The sequence below is a fragment of the Vibrio kyushuensis genome (assembly GCF_050337325.1).
Taxonomy (GTDB): domain Bacteria; phylum Pseudomonadota; class Gammaproteobacteria; order Enterobacterales; family Vibrionaceae; genus Vibrio; species Vibrio kyushuensis.
In genome coordinates, this window is sequence record NZ_JAKJSV010000003.1 from 530,593 (window position 1) to 554,880 (window position 24,288).

Here is a 24,288-nt window from a genome sequence, read left to right on the forward strand (position 1 = left end):
TGCCGTATTGTAGATCATGGTTAAGTCATAGACTAGTTTTCTAACTAAAAAGACGCTATTGACCTCAAATGAGGGACTAATTCGTCATTTAATACAGTTTCGCATTCAATATTTGAGGGGGAAATGTTCAGCTTGATAGGAGTGTTGAATGGTAAATACAACAAAGCCCTGCATTGCAGGGCCTTGATTTAAATCAGGGAAGAATCTAGCTAAATATTACAACTCTTCTTCTGGTTGCTCTTCTTTTTCTGGCTCTTCAAGTTGAGCTGGAGTTAGCAGCATTTCGCGTAGTTTAGTATCGATTTCAAGCGCAACAGCTGGGTGCTCACGAAGGTACTTACCAGCGTTTGATTTACCTTGGCCAATCTTATCGCCATTGTAGCTATACCAAGAGCCCGCTTTTTCAACAAGCTTGTTCTTCACGCCTAAATCAATTAGCTCACCTTCGCGGTTAAAGCCTTTTCCGTAAAGGATTTGAGTTTCAGCTTGCTTAAATGGTGCTGCAATTTTGTTCTTAACTACTTTGATTCGCGTTTCGTTACCAACGATTTCGTCGCCTTCTTTGATAGAACCTGTACGACGGATATCAAGACGAACCGATGCGTAGAACTTAAGTGCATTACCACCAGTTGTCGTTTCTGGGTTACCAAACATCACACCAATCTTCATACGAATTTGGTTAATGAAGATTGCCATACAGTTAGACTGCTTAAGGTTACCCGTTAGCTTACGCATCGCTTGTGAAAGCATACGCGCTTGAAGACCCATGTGGCTGTCGCCCATTTCGCCTTCAATTTCAGCTTTTGGTGTTAGAGCAGCTACTGAATCGATAACCAACACATCAATCGCGCCAGAGCGTGCTAACGCATCACAAATTTCTAGAGCTTGCTCACCAGTATCTGGTTGAGAAACCAATAGTGCGTCGATATCAACACCTAGCTTTTGTGCGTAGATAGGGTCAAGTGCGTGCTCTGCATCAACGAACGCACAAGTTTTACCAACACGTTGAGCGGCAGCGATAAGCTCAAGCGTTAACGTTGTTTTACCTGATGATTCAGGACCGTATACTTCAACGATACGTCCCATTGGTAGGCCACCAGCACCCAGTGCGATGTCTAGAGAAAGTGAACCTGTTGAGATGGTTTCAACATCCATCGTACGGTTGTCACCAAGACGCATAATAGAACCTTTACCAAACTGCTTTTCAATTTGGCCAAGGGCTGCGGCTAATGCTTTTTCTTTATTTGCGTCCATCTCTATCTCCACACGGTTCGCAGTTTGAGTTGCGAACTAGAATACAATTGGTTTACCGATATACGGGTTACCCGTAAGGGTCTTTAATTGGCTTTTATTATACTGTTGATTCATACAGTGTCTATAGCTGTATGAAAAAAATAATAGCTTTATATTGTTTGGATCACACTATTTAGTGTCAATTATTTCTAGCCACTATTTTAATTTCTTACTCAAATAATCAATAACGGATTGAAGTGCATGACTTATTGCTTGTGATCGAACACTCTCACGATCGCCTTCAAAATAGATCGTTTCAACTTTACGCCAATCACAATTACTTGCCCAAGCAAAACAAACCGTTCCTACTGGTTTACCTTCTGTTGCGCCACCTGGCCCGGCAATTCCACTAATGGAGACAGCCAACGTCGCTTTTGAATGGGACAAAGCACCATTAACCATTTCAACCACAATCGGCTCACTCACTGCACCGTATTGTTCTAATGTCTCTTGCTTAACACCTAACATCTCCATTTTTGCTTCATTGCTATAGGTGACAAATGCGCGATCAAACCAAGCAGAACTGCCCGCCATATCGGTAATTGAGGTGGCAACCCCTCCCCCTGTACAGGACTCAGCCGTTGCCATGATCTGCTTTGTTTCTAGAAGTAGCTGACCGACCTGTTTACTGAGCTGCTTATTAAGCTGTTCATTAAATACTAGATGTGACGCCATGACAGAGAACCTCTTTGTGTCTTTCGTATGAATTTGGATCTTTTCGCGTGAATCGTATTCACGTATCCTAAGCCGCAATAGATCAAAACGAAAGAATAGAACTGTGAAAGCCGATCAAAAACACACGCCAATGATGAAGCAATATCTTGGGCTGAAAGCTGAGAATCCTGAAATACTCTTGTTCTACCGTATGGGGGATTTCTACGAGCTTTTTTATGATGATGCCAAGCGCGCATCTCAGTTACTTGATATCTCTCTGACAAAGCGTGGGGCCTCAGCGGGTGAGCCTATCCCAATGGCCGGTGTTCCTTATCACTCGATTGAAGGCTACCTAGCAAAATTGGTTCAACTTGGTGAGTCTGTCGCTATTTGTGAGCAAATTGGCGATCCAGCAACAAGTAAAGGCCCAGTTGAACGTAAAGTTGTGCGCATTGTGACTCCGGGCACCGTGACTGACGAGGCCCTGCTTTCTGAACGTGTCGATAACTTAATTGCAGCTATTTTCCACCACGGCGATAGGTTCGGTTACGCAACGCTTGATATGACATCTGGCCGCTTTCAATTAATTGAGCCAGAGAATGAAGAAGCGATGGCCGCGGAGCTTCAGCGCACTTCACCAAGAGAGCTTCTTTTTCCGGAAGACTTTGAACCCGTGCACCTGATGAGCAACCGAAATGGTAATCGTCGCCGTCCGGTGTGGGAGTTTGAGCTGGATACTGCCAAGCAGCAGCTTAACCAACAGTTTGGTACTCGTGATCTCGTAGGCTTTGGTGTAGAAAATGCAAAACTTGGATTATGCGCTGCGGGTTGTTTAATTCAGTACGTTAAAGATACTCAACGCACTACCCTGCCACACATCCGTTCATTGACATTTGATCGCCAAGATCACTCGGTTATTTTAGATGCAGCTACAAGACGTAACCTTGAGATCACGCATAACTTATCTGGCGGTTTAGATAACACCCTAGCAGAAGTGCTTGATCACAGTGCAACAGCAATGGGCAGCCGAATGCTAAAACGCTGGCTTCATCAACCAATGCGTTGTACTGACACACTCAATCAACGCCTTGATGCCATTGGTGAGCTTAAAGATTTAGGCTTATATAGCGATTTACAACCAACATTGAAACAGATTGGTGATATTGAACGCATTTTAGCTCGATTAGCGCTTCGTTCTGCTCGACCAAGAGACATGGCTAGACTGCGTCAAGCACTGCAACAACTGCCCGATCTGCATGCTTCTCTCAATGAGCTAAAGCAACCATATCTAGTAAAGCTACACCAATATGCCGCACCATTTGAGGAGATACGCGATCTTTTAGAGCGTGCCGTCAAAGAGAACCCACCGGTTGTGATTCGTGATGGGGGGGTGATTGCACCAGGCTACAGCGAAGAGTTGGATGAATGGCGTGATTTAGCCGATGGTGCAACTGAATTTCTTAATAAGCTCGAAGCAGAAGAGCGAGAGCGTCACGGAATTGATACGCTGAAAGTTGGCTTTAACAATGTGCATGGTTTCTTTATTCAAGTTAGCCGTGGGCAAAGTCACTTAGTACCGCCTCATTACGTAAGGCGTCAAACGCTTAAGAACGCTGAGCGCTATATCATCCCTGAACTAAAAGAGCATGAAGACAAAGTACTGAGTTCAAAATCAAAAGCACTCGCCATTGAGAAAAAACTTTGGGATGAGCTGTTTGATTTACTGCTTCCACACCTAGAACGCCTGCAAAATATCGCTTCAGCTGTATCACAAATCGATGTATTGCAAAACCTTGCTGAGCGTGCAGAAAGCTTAGATTACTGTCGTCCAACCATCAGCAAAGAAACCGGGATTCATATTCAAGCAGGCCGTCACCCTGTGGTTGAAAAAGTAATGGACGCACCGTTCATCGCTAACCCAATTGAACTCAACGATAAGCGCAAAATGTTGATCATTACTGGGCCGAACATGGGCGGTAAATCCACCTATATGCGTCAAACAGCACTGATCGCTCTCATGGCACACATTGGCAGTTATGTACCTGCAGAATCGGCGCAGATCGGCTCAATAGACCGTATTTTCACTCGTATTGGTGCATCTGATGATTTGGCCTCTGGCCGTTCAACTTTCATGGTTGAAATGACAGAAACCGCCAATATCTTGCATAATTCAACACCAAAAAGTCTGGTTCTAATGGACGAAATTGGACGAGGAACCAGTACTTACGATGGCTTATCTTTGGCTTGGGCAAGTGCTGAGTGGCTTGCGAGTAATATAGGCGCTATGACACTGTTTGCGACCCATTACTTTGAACTGACTGAGCTTCCAAATCAGCTGCCAAATCTTGCCAATGTACACTTAGATGCGGTTGAGCATGGGGATAGCATTGCCTTTATGCATGCAGTTCAAGAAGGTGCAGCAAGCAAATCATACGGCCTTGCTGTAGCGGGTCTTGCTGGTGTGCCGAAGAGTGTCATTAAAAACGCACGTAATAAGCTAACGCAGTTAGAACAATTAGGTACGGCAACGGAACAGAATAAACCATCATCCGTTGATATTGCTAATCAGTTAAGTTTGATTCCAGAGCCAAGCGAAGTTGAATCTGCACTTGCAGGGATTGATCCCGACGACCTTACGCCAAGGCAAGCCCTTGAAGCGCTGTATCGCTTGAAGAAAATGATCTGATTTTCTTTATGTCGTAAAGATAAGAGTAGTAAAGAAAACAGAAAGCAATCAATACAAAAAAGATCCTGCTATTTACCTAATAGCGGGATCTTTTTATTTCAGCTTTTTCTAATTAAATCGAGTACTTAAAGCGAATAGTTAAGGTTATTTATCTTCAGCACTATTCGTCTTATTCATCTTCGACACTAAAGAGGTTTTCCATGTTAAGCCCTTGCTTAATCAATACCTCACGTAGTCGACGTAGCCCTTCAACTTGGATCTGACGAACTCTTTCACGAGTAAGATTTATTTCTCGCCCAACCTCTTCTAGAGTAGATGGCTCGTAGCCAAGCAATCCAAATCGACGTGCAAGCACTTCTTTTTGCTTTGGATTTAACTCATCAAGCCAATGTACTAACGAGGTTTTAATATCGTTATCTTGAGTTGAAACTTCGGGATCTGAATTATTAATGTCAGGAATAATATCTAACAGTGCTTTTTCACCATCACCACCAATTGGCGTATCAACCGAACTCACACGTTCGTTTAAACGAAGCATTTTGCTCACATCTTCCACTGGCTTATCCAGTTTTGATGCGATCTCTTCTGCTGTTGGTTCATGGTCAAGCTTTTGTGATAGTTCTCTTGCGGTGCGGAGATAGATATTAAGTTCTTTCACTACATGGATTGGTAAACGAATAGTACGTGTTTGATTCATCAAAGCGCGTTCTATTGTTTGTCGGATCCACCATGTCGCATAGGTTGAAAAACGGAAGCCTCGTTCAGGATCAAACTTTTCTACAGCGCGGATCAATCCAAGGTTTCCCTCTTCAATCAAATCTAGCAGTGCGAGACCACGGTTGCTGTAACGGCGAGATATTTTGACCACAAGACGAAGGTTACTTTCGATCATGCGTTTACGTGCAGCTTCATCACCTCGTAGTGCTCGACGAGCAAACAAGACTTCTTCTTCTGCAGTAAGTAGCGGAGAAAAACCAATTTCACCTAGGTAAAGTTGCGTAGCATCTAGGCTTTTACTAGAAACCTCGGCTTCTTCACTGGCGACGGCTTTTGCTTTAGGTGCTGCTTTTGCTTTAGCGGTGGATTTTGCTTTCGTTGGTTTTTTTTTAGCTTTACCGGCATCCTTCGCGGTATTGTCTAAATCAAACTCTTCGATTTTCGTTGCTGCATTGCTGATACTCATAGTGCCTCCCCCTGGCGAGCTAGCAAGACATTACTACTTCTTAATGTCGCTAAATTACCCTTAAAGTAAATTACGGTAAGTAACGATTTGGATTCACCGACTTACCTTGGTAGCGAATTTCAAAATGTAATCGAACACTGCTGGTCCCTGAACTGCCCATTGTTGCTATTTTTTGACCTGCTTTTACACTCTGTCCTTCTTGTACAAGCAACCGATCATTATGAGCGTATGCACTGAGGTAGTTATCATTATGTTTTACAATCACTAGATTGCCGTAACCTCTTAACGCATTACCCGAATAAACAACGGTTCCTCCTGCTGTTGAAACGACGGATTGACCTCGCTGTCCTGCTATGTCAATACCCTTATTTCCTTGTTCTCCAGCAGAAAACTTCTTAATGATTCTCCCTTTGGTAGGCCATATCCAACTGCTAACTTTGTCGTTTTTTGGTTTTGTCTTAGTTGTGACATTGTTAACATTTTGTTGACTTGTTGATTTAACATACTCCTTTGATTTTGATTGATCAACCTTCTTTGGAGGATCTTTTTGTACTACTTTAGTTTTGGCTGATGTATTTGCAGGTTTAGAGTTTTTACTTGTTTTTTCGGTACTTGTAGCAGCAACTGCTCCCACACCTGTACCACCAAAGGCTGGAGCAACATAATTCTTACGCCATAAGTTAAGTTTTTGACCTGGATGAATAGTATAAGGGGGCGATAAGTTATTATTACGAATGATCTCTTTTACATCTTTATCTGTTACGTAACTGATAAAGTAGAGCGTGTCGCCTTTTTTCACTTCGTAGAAGCTGCCTCGATAGCTACCACGAGAAACACTGCTGTAATCTTTCTTTAATCCAGAAACAGGCGCAGGGTTTTGTGCAGCACATCCAACTAAGAGGCTGACAAAACAAATGACCAGTATGTTTCTGGAAAATATACTCATATCTAAGCAAGATCACCGGCAACTAGGGGAACAAAACGCACCATCTCTATAACTTCTGAATGATACTCACCGCCTTGGCAGGTAATTTTAATAAGCTGCTGTTCATCTTCCCCTACAGGGATAATCATTCGCCCACCTTCAGCTAACTGCGTTAGAAGTGCTTGAGGAACGCTCTCTGCTGCTGCTGTAACAATAATGGCATCAAAGGGCGCTTTATTAGGCCATCCTTTCCAACCATCACCGTGCTTGGTAGAAACGTTATAGATATCAAGCTGCTTCAAGCGTCTTTTCGCATCCCATTGCAGTGTCTTTATTCTCTCAATTGAATGCACATGATCCACTAATTGAGCAAGTACCGCGGTTTGATAGCCTGAACCAGTCCCGACTTCCAACACATTACTGCTTCGCTCTAGCGCCAGCAGCTCTGTCATTCTAGCAACGATATAAGGCTGAGATATTGTCTGCCCCTGACCAATCGGCAGTGCATTATTATCATAAGCTTGATGAACCATCGCCTGAGATACAAAATATTCTCGAGGCAGGTTTCTGATTGCTTGTAATACTCGTGGATCTTGAATGCCACTCGCGACAAGAAAATCAATAAGCTTGTCAGCATGTGGGTTTGTCATAATCTCTTTTCCTTAAACCAATGTTCCATCGCTCGCAAAGATTCATGTGCGGTAAGATCTACCTGCAGTGGTGTAACCGAGATCTGGTTTTTATCCACCGCATAAAAGTCTGTGCCTTCCCCTGCGTCCTGCTCTTTTCCCGGGGGACCTAACCAATAAATATCATGTCCGCGTGGATCTTTCTGCTTAATCATATTCTCAGCGTGATGGCGGGCACCTAAACGTGTCACTTTTATGATTGAGTCACTGTGACTATCTTTATCAGGGATATTCACGTTAAGTAATCGATTAGTAGGGATAGGCTGTGCGATATGCTGCTCGACAATCTGTTTCGCTACTTGAGCTGCAGCGTCAAAGTTAACTTTACCAACTAACGAAAAAGCGATCGATTGAACACCTAAGAAATGCCCTTCCATCGCCGCAGCCACAGTGCCAGAGTAAAGTACATCATCACCCAGATTTGCACCGTGATTAATACCAGACAACACAAGGTCAGGAAGATCGTCTTTCATTAGCTCATTGAGTGCAAAGTGTACGCAGTCAGTAGGTGTTCCTTGCACTGAATAAACTTGTGGTGCAATCTCATTTACTCTTAAAGGTTGCTCTAAGGTTAATGAGTTAGATGCCCCAGACCGGTTTCGATCAGGGGCAACAATGATGATCTGTGCAATCTCTTTTAAGGCATCAGCTAGCGCATGAATTCCTTGCGCGTGAACGCCATCATCATTGCTGATCAATATCTTTAACTTAGGCTTCATTTTCGCTCTACCTTAATAAACCCAACATATTAATAAACGCGTTCAACGATCTCTTCTTCCACTAGTTCTCTTACGATTGACGTCGCAAAACTACCAGCATCAAGTGAGAATTTAAGCGTTACTTGATCATCAGTGTGTGACCATGTGAGATTTTTGGGCTGCAACAAGATCGAACGGCGATCATGGCGCATTCTATTACCACGGATCAGAGCCATTAAATCAGGTTCATCATCAAGGTGCGGCTGTTCGAGTTGTTGTGCTTTTTCTTGAGTAGGTAGTGCATTATCACCGGCTAATGCCGCAGTGATCATCGCCTCTTGGCCCGCAATAGCTTGCTCAATTGAAGCCGAATTGTCTTCTGTTACAGGAGTCGATTCGAAACCTGTCACGATGTCGCCAATGAGCAGTGCGTTAAACACGTTTTGCTCTAATCGAGCTGAAACAATTCTGTTAAAGATCCATGAACGAGCAGAAGATAGATACAAGCTACGTTTGTTTTGATTGCGAGTTCGTACGTTCTCACGCCCCCAGCGACGAGCTTCCTCTAAATTATTGCCCTGATTACCAAAACGCTGGCTACCAAAGTAGTTAGGCACACCCACATTTGAGACTTTCTCAATACGTGCAATAACATCATCAACATCCGTCACATCTGACAGCGTGATTTCAAAATCATTACCCGCCAAATCGCCAGGGCGAAGCTTTTTGTTATGACGAGTCATATCGAGTATTTCAATGCTTGGATACTGCGTTAAAAATGCACCAAAATCAGGAGTGCCACCTTTAGGTAAATGAACGCTTAACCACTGCTCAGTCACTGCGTGACGATCTTTTAATCCCGCCCAGCTAATATCTTTCGATTTTACGCCACAGGTTTTTGCCAGCTCATTGGCAACAAAGCTAGTGTTTTCACCCGTTTTACGAATGCGCAGCATTAGGTGCTCACCAGAACCGGTGAATTCATAACCTAAGTCTTCACTTACTTTAAAGTGTTCAGCTTTTGCTTTTAATTTGGCCTTTGCCGTAGGCTTGCCGTGTAAGTAATGAAACTGGGATAAAACATCTGACATATTATTCTTCCGTCACAACGTGACTCTCGATTTGTTTTAAAGTAATACATGTTTTTAAATATCAGCTGCTTTTAAAGTAACTGGTATCATTAAAGGTATGGTTTTTGTAAAAGCTATTTTTTTAATAGTAGAACAACCGCTTCACAAGCGATGCCTTCTTTTCGCCCAGTAAAACCAAGTCGCTCTGTCGTTGTCGCTTTAACATTCACATTACCAAGCTCTGTTTCTAGATCTTCAGCAATCGCTGCACACATCGCTTTAATGTGAGGTGCCATTTTAGGGGCTTGCGCCATGATAGTGACATCAGCATTACCAAGCACATAACCTTTCTCTTTCACTAAGCGATAAACATCTTTAAGCAGCTCTCGGCTATCCGCGCCTTTCCACTTATCATCGGTATCTGGAAAGTGGCGACCAATATCACCTTCGGCAATTGCACCAAGCAATGCATCACTTAAAGCATGCAAAGCCACATCACCATCGGAGTGAGCGATTAGTCCTTGCTCATACGGTACCGCGACACCACCAATAATAACCGGCCCTTGACCACCAAATTTATGTACGTCAAAACCGTGACCAATGCGCATTATAGTATTTCCTTATTTCGGCTTAAATAGAACTCAGCCAAAGCAAGATCTTCAGGCTGAGTTATTTTTATATTATCAGAGCGACCACGCACCAAAGCAGGAGCTTGACCTAGTCGCTCAAGTGCAGACGCTTCATCAGTAATGATTGCGTTCTGTTTTGATGCTGCATCTAACGCCGCAGACAAAGATCCAACGGGAAACATTTGCGGCGTGAGTGCATGCCATAATGCTTCTCGATCAACGGTTGTGCAGATGTTCTTTGATTCATCAGAGCGTTTCATTGTATCTCGGACCGGACACGCCAATATCGCGCCAACATCATGATTCAACGAGACATCAATCAGGTTATCAATATCGCTTAATAGTACACAGGGCCGAGCGGCATCATGAACCAGTGCCCAAGATGCAAGGCTGTGATGGTTAACATACTCAAGTGCAGATAAGACAGAGTCAGCCCTCTCTTTACCACCAGCAACACGAATGACATTTGGCTGATTGGCGATAGATAGAGTTGAGTAATAGGGATCATCTTCACTGATCGCAACAACAACGGTCTCTATCCTAGGGTGAGAGAGTAACTTACATATGGTGTGTTCTAGAATGGTCACATCATTGATTGTTAAGTATTGCTTTGGGCGATCAGCTTGCATGCGGCTACCAACGCCAGCAGCAGGGACGATTGCGACAATCGAGCTGTAACTTTGTTGAGGCTCTTGGGCTTGATTAAGCTCGTTATTTTCTTTAGATAAGTGCACTGACATTCTACTGAGACTCCTCTCCAAGCAATCGGTAGAACGTTTCTCCTTCTTTGACCATGCCCAACTCATGTCTAGCGCGTTCTTCTATCGCATCTAAACCTTGGCGCAAATCATCAATTTCAGCGAACATTTCTGCGTTACGAGCTTGGAGGTTATCGTTAACTTGATGCTGCGCTTGAATGTCACTATTAACTAAATTGAAATCAATAATGCCGTTTTTTCCAAACCACAATTCATATTGCAGCCAGCCAAACAGTAGCGTTAGTGTCAAAACAAAAATTCGCATAATCGTAACGTAATATAAGGGAGAAAGATTTAAGACCACATATATATCACAATGCAGCTTTTCAAGCGAGATTGAGCAAGTAAGGAAAGAGTGAGAAATGGTGCTACATGATGCAGCACCCTTTAAAAAACGCGTTTATTGAAGCAGTAGGAAAGCAAACAAACCGCCGCCTAGGATAAGGCGATAGATCACAAATGGTGTCATACCCATTCTAGAGATCAGTTTCAAGAATAAGTGAATACAGATATAGGCACTAATAAACGATGTTACAACGCCGGTCATTAACACCCCTAAATGCAGAGGTTCACCACTCATTACGAGTTTTAACCCAAGGTAACCACCAGCCAAGAGAATGATTGGGATCGACATTAGAAACGAAAAACGAGCCGCTGCTTCGCGAGTGAACCCGAGATATAGAGCCGCTGTAATGGTTATCCCTGAACGTGAGGTTCCCGGGATCATTGCCACCGCTTGAGCGATACCTATAAACAAGGATTTCTTCCAGTCTGCTTGATGTTCATCGTAAAGCAGTTCAGCATTTTTATCGACATACCAAAGCAATAGACCAAAGATGATCGTAGTAACGGCGATGACCCAAGCACTACGCAAATATATTTCGATAATATCTTTCATGAAAAGGCCGACAATACAGGCTGGAATTGTCGCTAAGATGATCATCCAAGCAAATTTTGACTCTTTGCTTCGCTCACCTTTAAAAATCGAACCAAAAAAGGCGCTTAATAACGTGACCACTTCTTTGCGGAAATAGATGATCACCGCCGCTAATGTGCCAACATGTACAGCAACATCAAATGCTAGGCCTTGATCTTCCCAACCTAGTACGGCTGAAGGCAGTATTAGGTGAGCAGAACTTGAAATAGGTAAAAATTCAGTCAGTCCTTGAATAAGAGCAAGGATAAACGCTTCTATATAGCTCATTAAAATCTCATTAGTTCTTTAGATCAAACCACGGCTTGATACTAATTAAAGAGTCAAAATCAGAGGATTGGCGCCAAACTTGGCGAACCGTTCTTCCATCTGATGGAATGTGTAAATCAGGGCATAGCTCATAAAGAGGCTGGATCACGAACGGATATTTAAAAATATCGCATCGTGGTAACTGCGGCCCACTGTCACGGACTTCATCACCAAATAAAATGATATCAAGATCCAAGGTTCGATCTTGATACTTTTCAGCGAACTCTTCACGACCCCAACTTATTTCTATCTTACGCAATGATTGTGAAAGATCCGTTAATGACATGGATGTTTTCATCTCAACGACCAAGTTATAGAAAGCATCGCTATCAAAACCCACCGAAGCACATTCGTATATCGACGATAACTTTAACTGCTCCCCCAATTGTGAAAGCTCTGCTATCGCCGCCTCTACATGCTTCTTCCGCTCTACATTGGTTCCAACACCAATGTAAGTGGTGATCATTGCTCGCCTCGCTCAATGATCACGCCAACCCCTTTCGCTTGAGCAACTGCACCCGGCTTAGTTAGGCGAATTTTGATCCAAGGGACACTGAAGCGAGTCATAATTAACTCAGCCACTTCTTCAGCCACACGTTCAACCAGTAAAAATCGACCTTGCTCAATGTGTTTTAGCACCGCTTGGCTCACTTCAAAGTAATCTAGCGCATCAACCACATCATCACTTTTACCCGCAGGTTGATTGTTATGGCCCATTTCAATATCTAAAACCAGCTTCTGCTTGATCTCTTGTTCCCAGTCGTACACGCCGATGGTCGTGATCACTTCTAGCTGTTCAATGAATACTTTATCCATGATGGAGTCTGTCCTTTGTAGAGGTCGGATACCCAAACGGGTCAAAAAAACTTACTATCCTGATGTATCGCTCACGCTGACCATGCATATGTCAGTAGTGCGAGGATATGAATCGCGATATGATAACAATTAGTTGCTTTTAGAGCATCTGTTTCATAAACCGCCCGTTTCACACGACTAACCTCACTTTCTATAAGTTAAGCTCGAGTCGAGTAGTGCTTTTATTAAGTCATGTTTCTATACGAGTAAACGTATCATGAGCCCACTTGTTCTCACATTGATCATTTCAGCCTATTTACTTGGCTCGATCTCAAGTGCGGTATTGATCTGTCGTTTATTAAGGCTCTCGGATCCTCGTGATGTTGGATCTAACAACCCCGGTGCGACCAATGTTCTAAGAATTGGTGGAAAGAAAGCGGCCGTAGCGGTTTTATTGTGTGACATGCTAAAAGGAACAATCCCTGTGTGGGGTGGTTACTTCCTCGATATTGATTCTTTCCTATTAGGTGTTGTGGCTATTTCCGCTTGCCTCGGGCACATGTACCCACTGTTCTTCCACTTTAAAGGTGGAAAAGGAGTAGCTACGGCGCTCGGTGCTATCGCCCCTATTGGATTAGGGTTAACAGGAATAATAGTGCTGACTTGGCTAAGTGTTGCAATTGTCTTCCGTTATTCATCACTCGCAGCCCTTGTCACCGTCTTGCTAGCCCCGTTTTATACCTGGTTAATTAAACCTCAATATACGTTGCCGGTTGCCATGCTCTGTTGCTTAATCGTGTTTCGACACGGACCGAATATCAAACGACTATTAGATGGTACAGAGCCGAAAGTCGGCGAGAAAAAACAAGGATTAAAAAAGGCCTCATAAGAGACCTTTAGATTCTGTTGTTTCGATGCTGTCTTTTTCTTAGCTAAGCAGCTCTTTAGTTTTAGCTGCTAGGCTCTAACTAATTGGCTCTAGCTGATCAATCGGCCAACGTGGCATCGCTTGAACGGATAAATCGCTGGTTTCACCATTCTTAAGACGCTGCATACCAGCGTAAGCGATCATAGCGCCGTTATCGGTACAAAACTCAGTACGCGGGTAGTAGACTTCACCACCAACCTTTTTAGCAAGTTCACCCAGTGACTGGCGAAGCTGTTTATTCGCACTTACACCACCCGCAATTACAATACGTTTCATGCCAGTTTGAATTAATGCACGCTTACATTTGATCACTAACGTGTCACATACCGCCTCTTGGAAGGCATAAGCAATATCAGCGCGAGTCTGATCATCATTGTCATTGGCAGCAATGGTATTTGCGGTAAAGGTTTTTAGGCCAGAGAAGCTCATATCAAGCCCCGGTCTATCGGTCATTGGACGAGGGAACTTAAAGCGACCCGGATTACCATTTTCAGCAAGCTTGGCAAGCAGCGGGCCGCCTGGATAATCTAGACCCATTAGCTTAGCTGTCTTATCAAACGCTTCACCAGCCGCATCATCAACCGACTCGCCTAAAATTTTGTATTCACCCACACCATGCACTTCAACCATCATGCTGTGTCCGCCAGAAACAAGCACCGCAACAAAAGGAAATGGTGGTGGGTTATCTTCTAGCATAGGAGCAAGTAAGTGCCCTTCCATATGGTGGACAGCAACCGCAGGAACATCCCATGCATACGCAATACTGCGTCCAATGGTTGCTCCGACTAGCAGCGCACCAACAAGACCAGGGCCAGCGGTATACGCAACACCATCGATGTCTTTAGAGGTTAAATTCGCTTCTTTAAGCGCCGCTTTAATCAAAGGAATCGTTTTCTTAACGTGATCGCGAGATGCAAGCTCAGGCACCACACCACCATAATCGGCGTGCAGTTTTACTTGGCTATATAATTGATGGCTCAGCAGGCCTTTTTCATCGTCATAAATCGCTATCCCCGTTTCATCACACGAGGTTTCAATACCAATAATGCGCATATTTTTCTCTGTATGCTTTTATCTATGGAGGGAATTTGCCGCAATCTTACCCTGCCTTGGCTCGGCAAACAAATTTTGTACAGACAATAAACGATAAAAGGCTTTACAAAGGTTAGGTGATCGGATTAAAATTCCGCACCATTTTTGATCAAGCTGGTTAACGACCAAACGTGAATGAGAGTTAGCTCGATGGGTAACTTCTCTGATTTGGCGATGAATAACCAGCGATAATGAATAACCCCTGAGGTGAAAGGCATATGCCAATAGTTAAAGTACGTGAAAACGAACCGTTCGACGTTGCACTACGTCGTTTCAAGCGCTCTTGTGAAAAAGCAGGTATCCTTTCTGAAGTGCGTCGTCGTGAGCACTATGAAAAGCCAACTACAGTTCGCAAACGCGCTAAAGCAGCAGCTCAAAAGCGTCACGCTAAGAAGCTAGCTCGCGAAAACGCTCGTCGCGTTCGCCTGTACTAATAACTCGATCCCATAAGGAATCCAGTTATGGCTCTTATTGAACAACTCAAAGAAGAGCAGAAATTAGCGATGAAAGCCAAGGACAAACCGCGCCTTGGCACTATTCGTTTAGCCCTTTCAGCAATTAAGCAACGTGAAGTTGACGAGCGGATCACTCTGACCGACGACGACATTATTGCAATTCTGGTCAAAATGGTTAAACAACGTCGCGATTCTGTCGCTCAATTTGAAACAGCTGGTCGTCAAGATTTAGCTGATACTGAGAAAGCTGAAATCACAGTACTAGAGGCCTTTATGCCTCAACCGCTTACTGAAGATGAAGTTATTGCATTAATTACTAGTGCAATAGAAGAATCGGGTGCTGCGGGCATGCAAGACATGGGTAAAGTGATGGCAGTATTAAAACCTCAGATTCAAGGGCGTGCAGATATGGGTAAAGTAAGTGGTTTAGTTCGCTCTAAACTCGCTTAACCCACATCAAATTGCAACAAGCCGTGCTATCCTTTGGACGCACGGCTTGTTTGTATCTATTGTAAACTTTTCTTTTTTCTTAGGTTTTATGGCAGGACACATCCCTAGAAGCTTCATCGATGACCTCCTTGCTCGACTCGATATTGTCGACATTGTCGACCCGCGCGTGAAACTTAAGAAAAAAGGTAAGAACTACGGCGCTTGTTGCCCGTTCCATAATGAGAAAACCCCCTCTTTTAGCGTAAGCCAAGAGAAACAGTTCTATCACTGTTTTGGTTGTGGTGCTCATGGTAATGCCATCGATTTCATGATGGAGTACGAACGTTTAGAGTTCGTTGAAGCGATTGATGAGCTGGCCTCTTCTTTAGGATTAGACGTACCACGTGAACAACGTAGTGGCGGATTCAGTAATCAGCCAACCGCTAATACTGAAGAAAAGCGTAACCTATACGATGTCATGGGTAGCATTGCCCAGTTTTATCGTAATCAGCTTAAAACCGCGTCAAGTAAAGTGGCTATTGATTACCTTAAAGAGCGCGGATTATCTGGTGAAATCGTACAGAAATTTGGTATTGGTTATGTCGCTGACGAATGGGACTTAGTTCGTAAGAACTTTGGCCAGCAACCTAAAGCACAAGAGATGCTAGTCACTGGTGGCATGCTCATCGAGAATGATAAAGGCAACCGATACGATCGCTTTCGCGGCCGAGTCATGTTCCCTATTCATGATCGCCGTGGTCGAGTCATTGGTTTTGGTGGGCGAGTCATTGGTGATGGTACACCTAAATACCTCAACTCACCTGAAACGCCAATCTTCCATAAAGGTAAAGAGCTTTATGGTTTATATGAAGTACTGCAAGCCTATAGAGAGCCGCCACAAATCCTAGTCGTTGAAGGCTATATGGATGTGGTTGCTTTAGCGCAGTATGGCGTTGATTACTCTGTTGCATCACTGGGAACATCAACAACCGGTGATCACCTACAAGTACTGTTTCGCCAAACGAACACTGTGGTCTGTTGCTATGATGGAGACCGAGCAGGACGCGAAGCCGCATGGCGCGCATTAGAGAATGCCTTAAGCTACTTAAAGAGTGGCAATATTCTCAAATTCCTATTCTTACCGGATGGCGAAGATCCAGACAGCTTTATTCGAAAAAATGGCCAAGAAGCCTTCGAAATAGAAGTTAAGCAAGCGGTGCCATTATCTCGATACCTATTTGATCATTTAGTTGCTCAAGTTGATATGGGCAACAACGAAGGTAAAGCCGCTTTAGAAGCTCTGGCTATCCCTTTGATCAATAAAGTTCCTGATGCTTCCATGCAAGGTCAGTTACTAAAAATATTAGGTCAAAAAACGGGCATTTATAAAAAGCCGCTATTACCAAAGGATTCAGAAGCTAGACCTCAACCGCATAAAGAGATCAAGCGCACGCCAATGCGAGAAGTTATCGCTTTGCTTATTCAGAATCCGAGCTATGCTGATATGGTACCCGATCTCTCATCGGTGAGAGAATTATCACTACCGGGACTAACTTTATTAATAGAAGTCCTTGAATATTGTCGAGCGAATCCCCATATCAACACGGGCCTATTACTAGAACAATGGCGCAATAACAAAAATGAGGCGCTTCTGTCTCGTCTCGCCAGTTGGGAAATCCCAACAAATGAAGACAATCAAGAAGACATATTTTTAGACTCACTGGACAAAATTTTGGCCCAGTGCGTTGAAAAACAAATTGAAAACCTGCAGGCCAAGGCAAGAAGTATCGGTTTATCAGCCGATGAAAAAAGGGAGCTACTAGCACTGATGCTAGATTTAAAAGCGTAACCCTATTGAATTGGTCAGCATTGGAAAGATTTGTTATTACTCGTGGTTTGCATGTCGCATACTAAATCCGTCACTAGATACGAAGTTGGATACCGTCTATGGATCAAAATCCGCAGTCACAGCTAAAACTACTTGTTATTAAAGGCAAGGAGCAAGGCTATCTGACGTACGCCGAAGTAAATGATCACCTACCAGCAGAAATCGTAGATTCTGAACAGGTAGAGGATATCATTCAGATGATCAACGATATGGGTATTAAGGTAGTAGAAACTGCTCCTGATGCCGATGACCTTGCACTGAATGAAGACAACACAGTCACCGATGAAGATGCGGCTGAAGCTGCTGCTGCCGCGCTATCAAGCGTGGAAAGCGAAATTGGTCGTACAACCGATCCTGTCCGCATGTATATGCGTGAGATGGGTACAGTTGAACTTCTGACTCGTGAAGGTGAAATTGATATTGCGAAACGCATTGAAGATGGTATTAACCAAGTTCAAAGCGCAGTTGCTGAATACCCAGGTACGATTCCATACGTTCTTGAACAGTTTGATCGTGTTCTAGCTGAAGAACTTCGCTTAACAGACCTTATCAATGGTTTTGTTGATCCGAATGATGATGGAACAACAGCACCAACAGCAACTCACATCGGTTCAGAGCTAGCTAAAACTGATCTTGCTGATGAAGATGGCGATAAAAAAGAAGAAGATGACGAGGAAGAAGAAGAGGAAGATACAGGTATTGATCCTGAACTTGCTCTAGAAAAGTTCACCTCGCTACGCAACACTTATCAAAACCTTCAACTAGCGATCAACGAGCACGGCGCTGACAGCAGTAAAGCATCGAACGCAACAAAACTTCTTCAAGAAGTCTTTGCTGAATTCCGCTTAACGCCAAAGCAGTTTGATTACTTAGTGACTCAGCTACGCACCTCTATGGAGCGTGTTCGTACTCAAGAACGTTTGATCATCCGTCAAACCGTTGAATACGGAAAAATGCCGAAGAAATCGTTTGTTGCGATCTTTACTGGTAACGAATCAAGTGATGCATGGTTAGACGAAGCACTGGCTTCAGATAAGCCGTATGCTGAAAAAGTTAAGCGTAGTGAAGAAGACATTCGTCGTTCAATTCTCAAGCTTGCTATCATTGAAAGAGAAACTAACCTATCTGTTCAAAGCATTAAAGAAATCAGCCGACGCATGTCGATTGGTGAAGCGAAAGCTCGTCGTGCTAAGAAAGAGATGGTTGAAGCGAACTTACGTCTAGTAATCTCAATTGCTAAGAAGTACACAAACCGTGGTCTACAATTCCTGGATCTAATCCAAGAAGGTAACATCGGTCTGATGAAAGCTGTAGATAAGTTTGAATACCGTCGTGGTTACAAATTCTCTACTTACGCTACTTGGTGGATCCGTCAAGCAATCACTCGTTCGATTGCCGACCAAGCTCGTACTATCCGTATTCCGGTTCACATGATCGAAACGATCAACAAACTAAACCGTATCTCTCGTCAAATGCTACAAGAGATGGGTCGTGAACCACTTCCGGAAGAGCTGGCTGAGCGCATGCAAATGCCTGAAGATAAGATCCGCAAAGTATTGAAGATCGCTAAAGAGCCAATCTCTATGGAGACACCAATCGGTGACGACGAAGATTCGCATCTAGGTGACTTCATTGAAGATACAACTCTTGAGCTACCGCTAGACTCGGCAACATCAACAAGTCTAAGAGGCGCAACGAAAGACGTACTTGCAGGTTTAACACCTCGTGAAGCTAAAGTTCTACGTATGCGTTTTGGTATCGACATGAACACTGACCACACTCTTGAAGAGGTTGGTAAGCAGTTTGATGTTACTCGTGAGCGTATCCGTCAAATCGAAGCGAAAGCACTACGTAAACTACGTCACCCAAGCCGCTCAGAAACTCTGCGCAGCTTCCTAGACGAGTAATAAGTATTCGATATTAAAAAAGGTGAGCACTAGCTCACCTTTTTTGTATCTGATTGGTTTAAGTGGATAAAAACTGAGCGCAATTGCCCCCTACAGTGGGTAGACATGCACAAAGGCTTCCCCTATAATCACTCACCTAATTCGGCCCCTTAGCTCAGTGGTTAGAGCGCACGACTCATAATCGTTCGGTCCCCAGTTCAAATCTGGGAGGGGCCACCAAATACAGAAAGGCCTGAGAGCATTTATGCTTCTCAGGCCTTTTGCTTTTCTAGCTGTTTTAATGCCTTAGATTCTCTATAGATGATGCGCGGGCAGTTCATTTGATTCATAAGCATCAGCAAATGAGTGGTTACGATCTCTGTGCTTTGCCTCATCATCACGAATTCTAAGAATGACATCATGCAATAATGCATCTTCACTAAGTTGATAGTAATCAATAGCAATTTGGGGAGCTGAGACGTTTTCAACTTCACCTGACTCTATTTTTTCTAAATACTCCGTATAACTCTTGCACGCCTCTTCTTCAAAGTATCCCACGACACGATGGGCAATTTTTGAGGAGAATATATAAATGATACTGTAAACCACAACAAATACAGCTTGCCCTAAAAATACCAAAGTTCTTTCTATCCAACTTGGCTTTGCTATATCTAAGAAAATCATTAAGTGCATTCGCTCATTTTCAGCCTCGCTGAGCAACTCCTTAATCCACCCCTCATCATCTTTCATCTTTCTTAGCGCCTTTAAGTGGTTGAACATACCCGCAACCATTCCAGGGACCGCAGCGATTGTTTCTAAGATAACCGCTCTTTTCGCATATTTTTTTCCATAAAATGCATTAAGTATAAGCTTGAGAAACTGGGTAATTTTATAAGCAACATGCTCAGATAACTTGGTGGTATTTCTATGCGTTAATTTGAAGTTTGACATGGTATGACCCTCAACCCTTAAGATGCATTTAAGATACACCTTAATGACGTGAGGCTCAAATTAATTTGATAAGTTAAACTAAAATTACATCAGTGAAAGTGTAAGAATTAATAACACCAGCCAGTTGGAAAGAGCAATAGATCCTAGTTTGATATTCTTAATTACTTACAAAGCAGAAGTACTCCCCCAGTTAAGCTCGGCTTGTTGTATCATATGTGGAGAAATTTCAGCTTGAGCGTTTAGTGATAGTTAACAAAAAATAGTTAGCAATTCCTAATCTCAATCAGCAGATAATGAAGAGATATTTATATGCACCTAACAAGCTTTACTGATTACGCATTACGTACATTGGTGTATCTAGCCTCCTTGCCGGAAGAGAAACTTGCGAGCATTACCGAGGTTACTAACTTATTTGGAGTATCAAGAAACCATATGGTGAAAGTTGTCCATAAACTGGGGCAATGCGGCTATATAAAAACGGTACGAGGGAAGAATGGTGGTATTTACTTAAGCAGATCGTCTGAGTCGATCACTGTAGGAAATGTTGTTCGAGACTTAGAGCCGATGGAGCTTGTAAATTGTACACAAGAGTTTTGTCATATCACTCCAGCTTGCCGCTTAAAAGAAAAGATATTTAAAGCCAAACAGACTTTTTTAGCTGAATTAGATCAGTGCACTATTTATGATTTACTCGATGAGAACCCAGATCTTTATAAGCTTCTCATACCTTCGTAACAGTCTGGCTCTATCATCTAGATGACTAAGCCAAACTGTTAATTAGTAAAATATTAAACCCATGATCTAAGCTACACCCATTAAGGGAATGAAAAGCATGAGCCCTATTTTTCATTTTCATCAACCATAATAAAAGTCTCAACTTTCCCTGTTATGTACTCTCAATTAAGAGCAAGAACCACAGCAAGAACTAGGGCTACCACTTTCATGAGGTTGTTTCTTGGTATTGTCTTTACTACTTTCTGATTCACTCACTTTTTTATCTTCGTCTTTAGAGCGTAACTTTTCTTCGATTTTGGTAAACAGTTTTGGTGTTTGTAATGCCATCATTTTTTCCTAGTAATGCAATTGTGTACTTTTGATCTGACTAACTAAAAGCTAATCACCATAAAGATGCATCTGAAATGCACCTTATGGTGAGATTACTACGATTACTGAATATTTACTAATCATTAATCAACCTACGAATTAAAAATACAAAAAAGCCTAATGAAAATATTCACCAGGCCTTCTGCGAATCGACTTTTACTTTCTTACAGATACAACAACGGGAGCATTTAGCTCCCGTCTATTCCAGCTCAGCAAAAACGAAGTTTGTGTCATTATTTTTATAGCGTTAAACGCCTAGTTAACTTAGCAACAATCCTCTTCGAATAACATTACAGTCAAGCATTTTGTGAGCGATAATTTATTTGCCAGCTCAAAATTTATCAATGTTGCACGCTAGTCTCGTCTTACAACAAACCGATATATTAAAGTAGGTCTACTTTCGATAACGCGATTAATTATAGAAATGACACAAATAGAATACCAAACAACACATTCACAGGTTAAATACACAGATGCCTGAGCAATCAATAATCGTTACTTAATTTCAACTAACTCTATAGGGTTATTAAAAATCAATAAGATCAAGCTCGAAAAGGAAAGCAAATGAGATCATAGTCACATTTAATATTTAGATTAATCAGAAAATAACCAAAATAAAGATCTAGATCACAATATATTTCAATATAAAAACTTTAAAACAGAGATCACTGTCACTTATGTTTTCATTGACTTTTTAACAAGTCGCATTTCGTATTAAAATTACACGCTATAAACTTGAAGAGCATCACTGAAATCCATCAACAAAAGCACTGCTTCGGGATGACAGTCACAAAAAACCCGTTGTCAGTTCTATTATTAATTTGTGTGGTAAATTGATTGAGTACTAAGCAATCAACGAAACGGTTTTAGCGAACCGTTACCACACAATAATCATTAGAACATCGAACGGGGAATTCTCATGATATCACCAGATGCTAAGATCAAGATACAAAATTTTGGTCGCTTCTTATCTAACATGGTAATGCCAAATATTGGCGCCTTTATCGCTTGGGGCTTTATTACCGCACTCTTTATTCCAACAGGCTGGCTGCCTAACGAAACCTTAGCAGCCATGGTTGGACCTATGATCACTTACCTACTTCCATTACTGATCGGTTATACCGGTGGTAAGTTAGTTGGCGGTGAACGCGGCGCAGTTGTTGGTGCTATCACCACAATGGGCGTTATTGTCGGAACGGATATTCCTATGTTTATGGGTGCCATGATGGTTGGTCCTATGGGCGGCTGGGCAATCAAAACATTTGACCAAAAAGTGGATGGTAAAATTAAAAGTGGCTTTGAGATGTTGGTTAACAACTTCTCCGCAGGCATCATTGGTATGGTCTGTGCGATCATCGCTTTCTTCTTTATCGGTCCGTTTGTCAAGGTGCTTTCGGCAGGTCTTGCTGGCGGGGTACACTTCTTAGTTGAAGCGCACCTGCTTCCTTTAACATCTATTTTTGTTGAACCTGCAAAAATCCTTTTCCTAAATAACGCGATTAACCACGGTATTTTCTCTCCTCTTGGTATTCAACAGGCATCTGAAGCGGGTCAATCAATCTTCTTCCTGATTGAAGCAAATCCAGGGCCTGGGCTAGGTATTCTTCTTGCTTACATGGTCTTCGGTAAAGGCACGGCGAAACAAACAGCGGGCGGCGCTTCTATTATCCACTTCTTTGGTGGTATCCATGAAATTTACTTCCCATACATTCTAATGAATCCTCGCTTGATCCTTGCGGCTATTGCAGGCGGTATGACTGGGGTATTTGTTCTAACTGCTTTTGATGCGGGTATCGTATCTCCAGCATCTCCGGGGTCAATCTTTGCTGTTCTCTTAATGACACAGAAAGGATCAATCATCGGTGTACTGGCCTCTATCGTCTCCGCTACTGCCGTTTCATTTACTGTTGCTGCATTACTGTTGAAGACACAAACATCGACAGAAGAAGATGGTGATGACTCAGCGTTAAGCAAAGCAACATCACAAATGAAAGATATGAAGTCATCTTCAAAAGGTGCAACGGTAGCGAACCAAGATAAAGGCGACATCGATTTAGCCAACGTACAAAGCATTATTGTTGCTTGTGATGCAGGTATGGGCTCAAGCGCGATGGGCGCAGGTCTACTACGTAAGAAGATTCAAGAAGCGGGTTTATCCATTCACGTGACAAACCTAGCAATTAACAGTTTGACAGAAAGTGCCGACATTGTGATTACTCATAAAGACCTAACTGACCGCGCTCGCAAGCATGCTGAGAATGCACACCATATTTCACTCACTAATTTCCTAGACAGTGAAATGTACAATCAAATAGTGACTAAACTATTAGCGGCTCAAAAAAGCACAGCAGCCAACGACGATAACCTAGGGAAGGTTTCTGTTTTAGCGGCTAACGATGATAGTTTTGAGCAGATTCAACCTTCTGTCTTCCAAATCCAACCCCAAAATATCCACCTTGGCCTTAAGGCAAATAATAAAGAAGATGCTATCCGCTTTGCTGGTAATAAACTGGTTGAACTCGGTTACGCTGAACCAGAGTACGTGGATGCGATGTTTGAACGTGAAAAACTGGTCCCAACCTACCTAGGTGAGTCTATTGCTGTTCCCCATGGAACGGTAGAAGCCAAAGACCGAGTGAAAAAGACGGGTATCGTTATTTGCCAATACCCTTCTGGTATTCAATTTACAGACGATAAAGACGACGTAGCAAAATTAGTCATCGGCATTGCTGCCAAAAATGACGAACATATTCAGGTTATTACCTCGATAACTAACGCGCTTGATGAGCCAGATGCCATCGAAAAACTGACCAATACACAAGATGTAAATGAAATTTTGAACATCTTATCAGGTCACCAAGCCGCATAAGGTTTTTGCTCCTGAGCAAAAAGAGGTCAACTGCCCCCTATACGGTTGACCTCACCTTAGTAG

The 24,288-nt window shown here is 42.8% G+C and carries 24 protein-coding genes and 1 tRNA gene; 9 read left to right on the forward strand and 16 right to left on the reverse strand.

Features of this window, described 5'->3' with window-relative positions; translation table 11 throughout:
• Positions 1–216 precede the first annotated feature (216 nt).
• On the reverse strand, positions 217–1,254 hold the full coding sequence (recA, locus tag L4D20_RS08805; RefSeq protein WP_428801194.1) for a recombinase RecA: 1,038 nt from the start codon (positions 1,252–1,254) through the stop codon (positions 217–219).
• Between the two features lie 195 nt (positions 1,255–1,449).
• Positions 1,450–1,968, reverse strand: a complete 519-nt coding sequence (gene pncC / locus L4D20_RS08810) for a nicotinamide-nucleotide amidase (protein WP_428801195.1) — start codon at positions 1,966–1,968, stop codon at positions 1,450–1,452.
• A gap of 103 nt (positions 1,969–2,071) precedes the next feature.
• On the opposite strand from pncC, the gene mutS reads away from it, so the two are divergent.
• A complete protein-coding gene (mutS, locus tag L4D20_RS08815; RefSeq protein ID WP_428801196.1) occupies positions 2,072–4,633 on the forward strand; it encodes a DNA mismatch repair protein MutS in 2,562 nt (853 codons plus the stop codon).
• Between the two features lie 169 nt (positions 4,634–4,802).
• Here mutS and rpoS read toward each other — a convergent pair whose 3' ends face one another.
• From rpoS to folB, 11 genes are all read right to left on the reverse strand, one after another.
• A complete protein-coding gene (gene rpoS, locus L4D20_RS08820; RefSeq protein ID WP_428801197.1) occupies positions 4,803–5,816 on the reverse strand; it encodes an RNA polymerase sigma factor RpoS in 1,014 nt (337 codons plus the stop codon).
• Between the two features lie 70 nt (positions 5,817–5,886).
• On the reverse strand, positions 5,887–6,762 hold the full coding sequence (locus L4D20_RS08825; protein WP_428801198.1) for a peptidoglycan DD-metalloendopeptidase family protein: 876 nt from the start codon (positions 6,760–6,762) through the stop codon (positions 5,887–5,889).
• A 2-nt stretch (positions 6,763–6,764) separates the two neighbouring features.
• Positions 6,765–7,391 carry a protein-L-isoaspartate(D-aspartate) O-methyltransferase gene (locus L4D20_RS08830; RefSeq protein ID WP_428801199.1) on the reverse strand — a complete coding sequence of 209 codons (627 nt, stop codon included), beginning with the start codon at positions 7,389–7,391 and terminating at the stop codon, positions 6,765–6,767.
• Positions 7,388–8,149, reverse strand: a complete 762-nt coding sequence (gene surE / locus L4D20_RS08835; RefSeq protein WP_428801200.1) for a 5'/3'-nucleotidase SurE — start codon at positions 8,147–8,149, stop codon at positions 7,388–7,390. The genes L4D20_RS08830 and surE overlap by 4 nt, the downstream gene beginning before the upstream one ends.
• Before the next feature lie 29 nt (positions 8,150–8,178).
• Positions 8,179–9,219 carry a tRNA pseudouridine(13) synthase TruD gene (gene truD, locus L4D20_RS08840; RefSeq protein WP_428801201.1) on the reverse strand — a complete coding sequence of 347 codons (1,041 nt, stop codon included), beginning with the start codon at positions 9,217–9,219 and terminating at the stop codon, positions 8,179–8,181.
• Between the two features lie 113 nt (positions 9,220–9,332).
• Complete coding sequence (ispF, locus tag L4D20_RS08845; protein ID WP_428801287.1) at positions 9,333–9,809, reverse strand: 2-C-methyl-D-erythritol 2,4-cyclodiphosphate synthase; 477 nt, start codon at positions 9,807–9,809, stop codon at positions 9,333–9,335.
• Entirely contained in the window at positions 9,806–10,567 is a 762-nt protein-coding gene (gene ispD, locus L4D20_RS08850) for a 2-C-methyl-D-erythritol 4-phosphate cytidylyltransferase (protein ID WP_428801202.1), read from the reverse strand. Before ispD ends, ispF begins: the two co-directional genes overlap by 4 nt.
• Position 10,568: 1 nt before the next feature.
• Positions 10,569–10,850, reverse strand: a complete 282-nt coding sequence (ftsB, locus tag L4D20_RS08855) for a cell division protein FtsB (protein ID WP_428801203.1) — start codon at positions 10,848–10,850, stop codon at positions 10,569–10,571.
• 135 nt (positions 10,851–10,985) lie between these two features.
• Positions 10,986–11,789, reverse strand: coding sequence for an undecaprenyl-diphosphate phosphatase (locus L4D20_RS08860; RefSeq protein WP_428801204.1), 804 nt, complete (start codon positions 11,787–11,789; stop codon positions 10,986–10,988).
• Between the two features lie 10 nt (positions 11,790–11,799).
• A complete protein-coding gene (folK, locus tag L4D20_RS08865; protein WP_428801205.1) occupies positions 11,800–12,294 on the reverse strand; it encodes a 2-amino-4-hydroxy-6-hydroxymethyldihydropteridine diphosphokinase in 495 nt (164 codons plus the stop codon).
• A complete protein-coding gene (gene folB / locus L4D20_RS08870; protein WP_428801206.1) occupies positions 12,291–12,644 on the reverse strand; it encodes a bifunctional dihydroneopterin aldolase/7,8-dihydroneopterin epimerase in 354 nt (117 codons plus the stop codon). Before folB ends, folK begins: the two co-directional genes overlap by 4 nt.
• A 256-nt stretch (positions 12,645–12,900) precedes the next feature.
• Between folB and plsY the strand changes: the two genes are divergently transcribed.
• Positions 12,901–13,512, forward strand: coding sequence for a glycerol-3-phosphate 1-O-acyltransferase PlsY (gene plsY / locus L4D20_RS08875; RefSeq protein WP_428801207.1), 612 nt, complete (start codon positions 12,901–12,903; stop codon positions 13,510–13,512).
• 75 nt (positions 13,513–13,587) lie between these two features.
• On the opposite strand, the gene tsaD is transcribed toward plsY, so the two are convergent.
• Positions 13,588–14,604: a tRNA (adenosine(37)-N6)-threonylcarbamoyltransferase complex transferase subunit TsaD gene (gene tsaD / locus L4D20_RS08880; RefSeq protein WP_428801208.1), complete on the reverse strand. Its 1,017-nt coding sequence runs from the start codon at positions 14,602–14,604 to the stop codon at positions 13,588–13,590.
• A gap of 257 nt (positions 14,605–14,861) precedes the next feature.
• On the opposite strand from tsaD, the gene rpsU reads away from it, so the two are divergent.
• The 5 genes from rpsU to L4D20_RS08905 all read left to right on the forward strand — a co-directional run bounded on the left by rpsU (position 14,862) and on the right by L4D20_RS08905 (position 19,541).
• Positions 14,862–15,077, forward strand: coding sequence for a 30S ribosomal protein S21 (gene rpsU, locus L4D20_RS08885; RefSeq protein ID WP_004396009.1), 216 nt, complete (start codon positions 14,862–14,864; stop codon positions 15,075–15,077).
• 27 nt (positions 15,078–15,104) lie between these two features.
• Entirely contained in the window at positions 15,105–15,548 is a 444-nt protein-coding gene (locus tag L4D20_RS08890) for a GatB/YqeY domain-containing protein (RefSeq protein ID WP_428801209.1), read from the forward strand.
• 88 nt (positions 15,549–15,636) lie between these two features.
• Positions 15,637–17,376, forward strand: a complete 1,740-nt coding sequence (gene dnaG / locus L4D20_RS08895) for a DNA primase (RefSeq protein WP_428801288.1) — start codon at positions 15,637–15,639, stop codon at positions 17,374–17,376.
• Positions 17,377–17,474: 98 nt separating this feature from the next.
• The gene (gene rpoD, locus L4D20_RS08900; RefSeq protein WP_428801210.1) at positions 17,475–19,322 is read left to right on the forward strand and encodes an RNA polymerase sigma factor RpoD; all 1,848 of its coding nucleotides are present in this window, start codon (positions 17,475–17,477) and stop codon (positions 19,320–19,322) included.
• Positions 19,323–19,465: 143 nt separating this feature from the next.
• Positions 19,466–19,541: transfer RNA gene (locus L4D20_RS08905), tRNA-Ile, on the forward strand.
• A gap of 75 nt (positions 19,542–19,616) precedes the next feature.
• Here L4D20_RS08905 and L4D20_RS08910 read toward each other — a convergent pair.
• Positions 19,617–20,252 carry an alternative oxidase gene (locus tag L4D20_RS08910; protein ID WP_428801211.1) on the reverse strand — a complete coding sequence of 212 codons (636 nt, stop codon included), beginning with the start codon at positions 20,250–20,252 and terminating at the stop codon, positions 19,617–19,619.
• Positions 20,253–20,561: 309 nt separating this feature from the next.
• Between L4D20_RS08910 and nsrR the strand changes: the two genes are divergently transcribed.
• A complete protein-coding gene (nsrR, locus tag L4D20_RS08915) occupies positions 20,562–20,987 on the forward strand; it encodes a nitric oxide-sensing transcriptional repressor NsrR (RefSeq protein ID WP_428801212.1) in 426 nt (141 codons plus the stop codon).
• Positions 20,988–21,152: 165 nt separating this feature from the next.
• Here nsrR and L4D20_RS08920 read toward each other — a convergent pair whose 3' ends face one another.
• Positions 21,153–21,317 carry a hypothetical protein gene (locus L4D20_RS08920; RefSeq protein ID WP_428801213.1) on the reverse strand — a complete coding sequence of 55 codons (165 nt, stop codon included), beginning with the start codon at positions 21,315–21,317 and terminating at the stop codon, positions 21,153–21,155.
• A 958-nt stretch (positions 21,318–22,275) separates the two neighbouring features.
• On the opposite strand from L4D20_RS08920, the gene L4D20_RS08925 reads away from it, so the two are divergent.
• Complete coding sequence (locus L4D20_RS08925; protein ID WP_428801214.1) at positions 22,276–24,225, forward strand: PTS mannitol transporter subunit IICBA; 1,950 nt, start codon at positions 22,276–22,278, stop codon at positions 24,223–24,225.
• Positions 24,226–24,288: the final 63 nt, after the last annotated feature.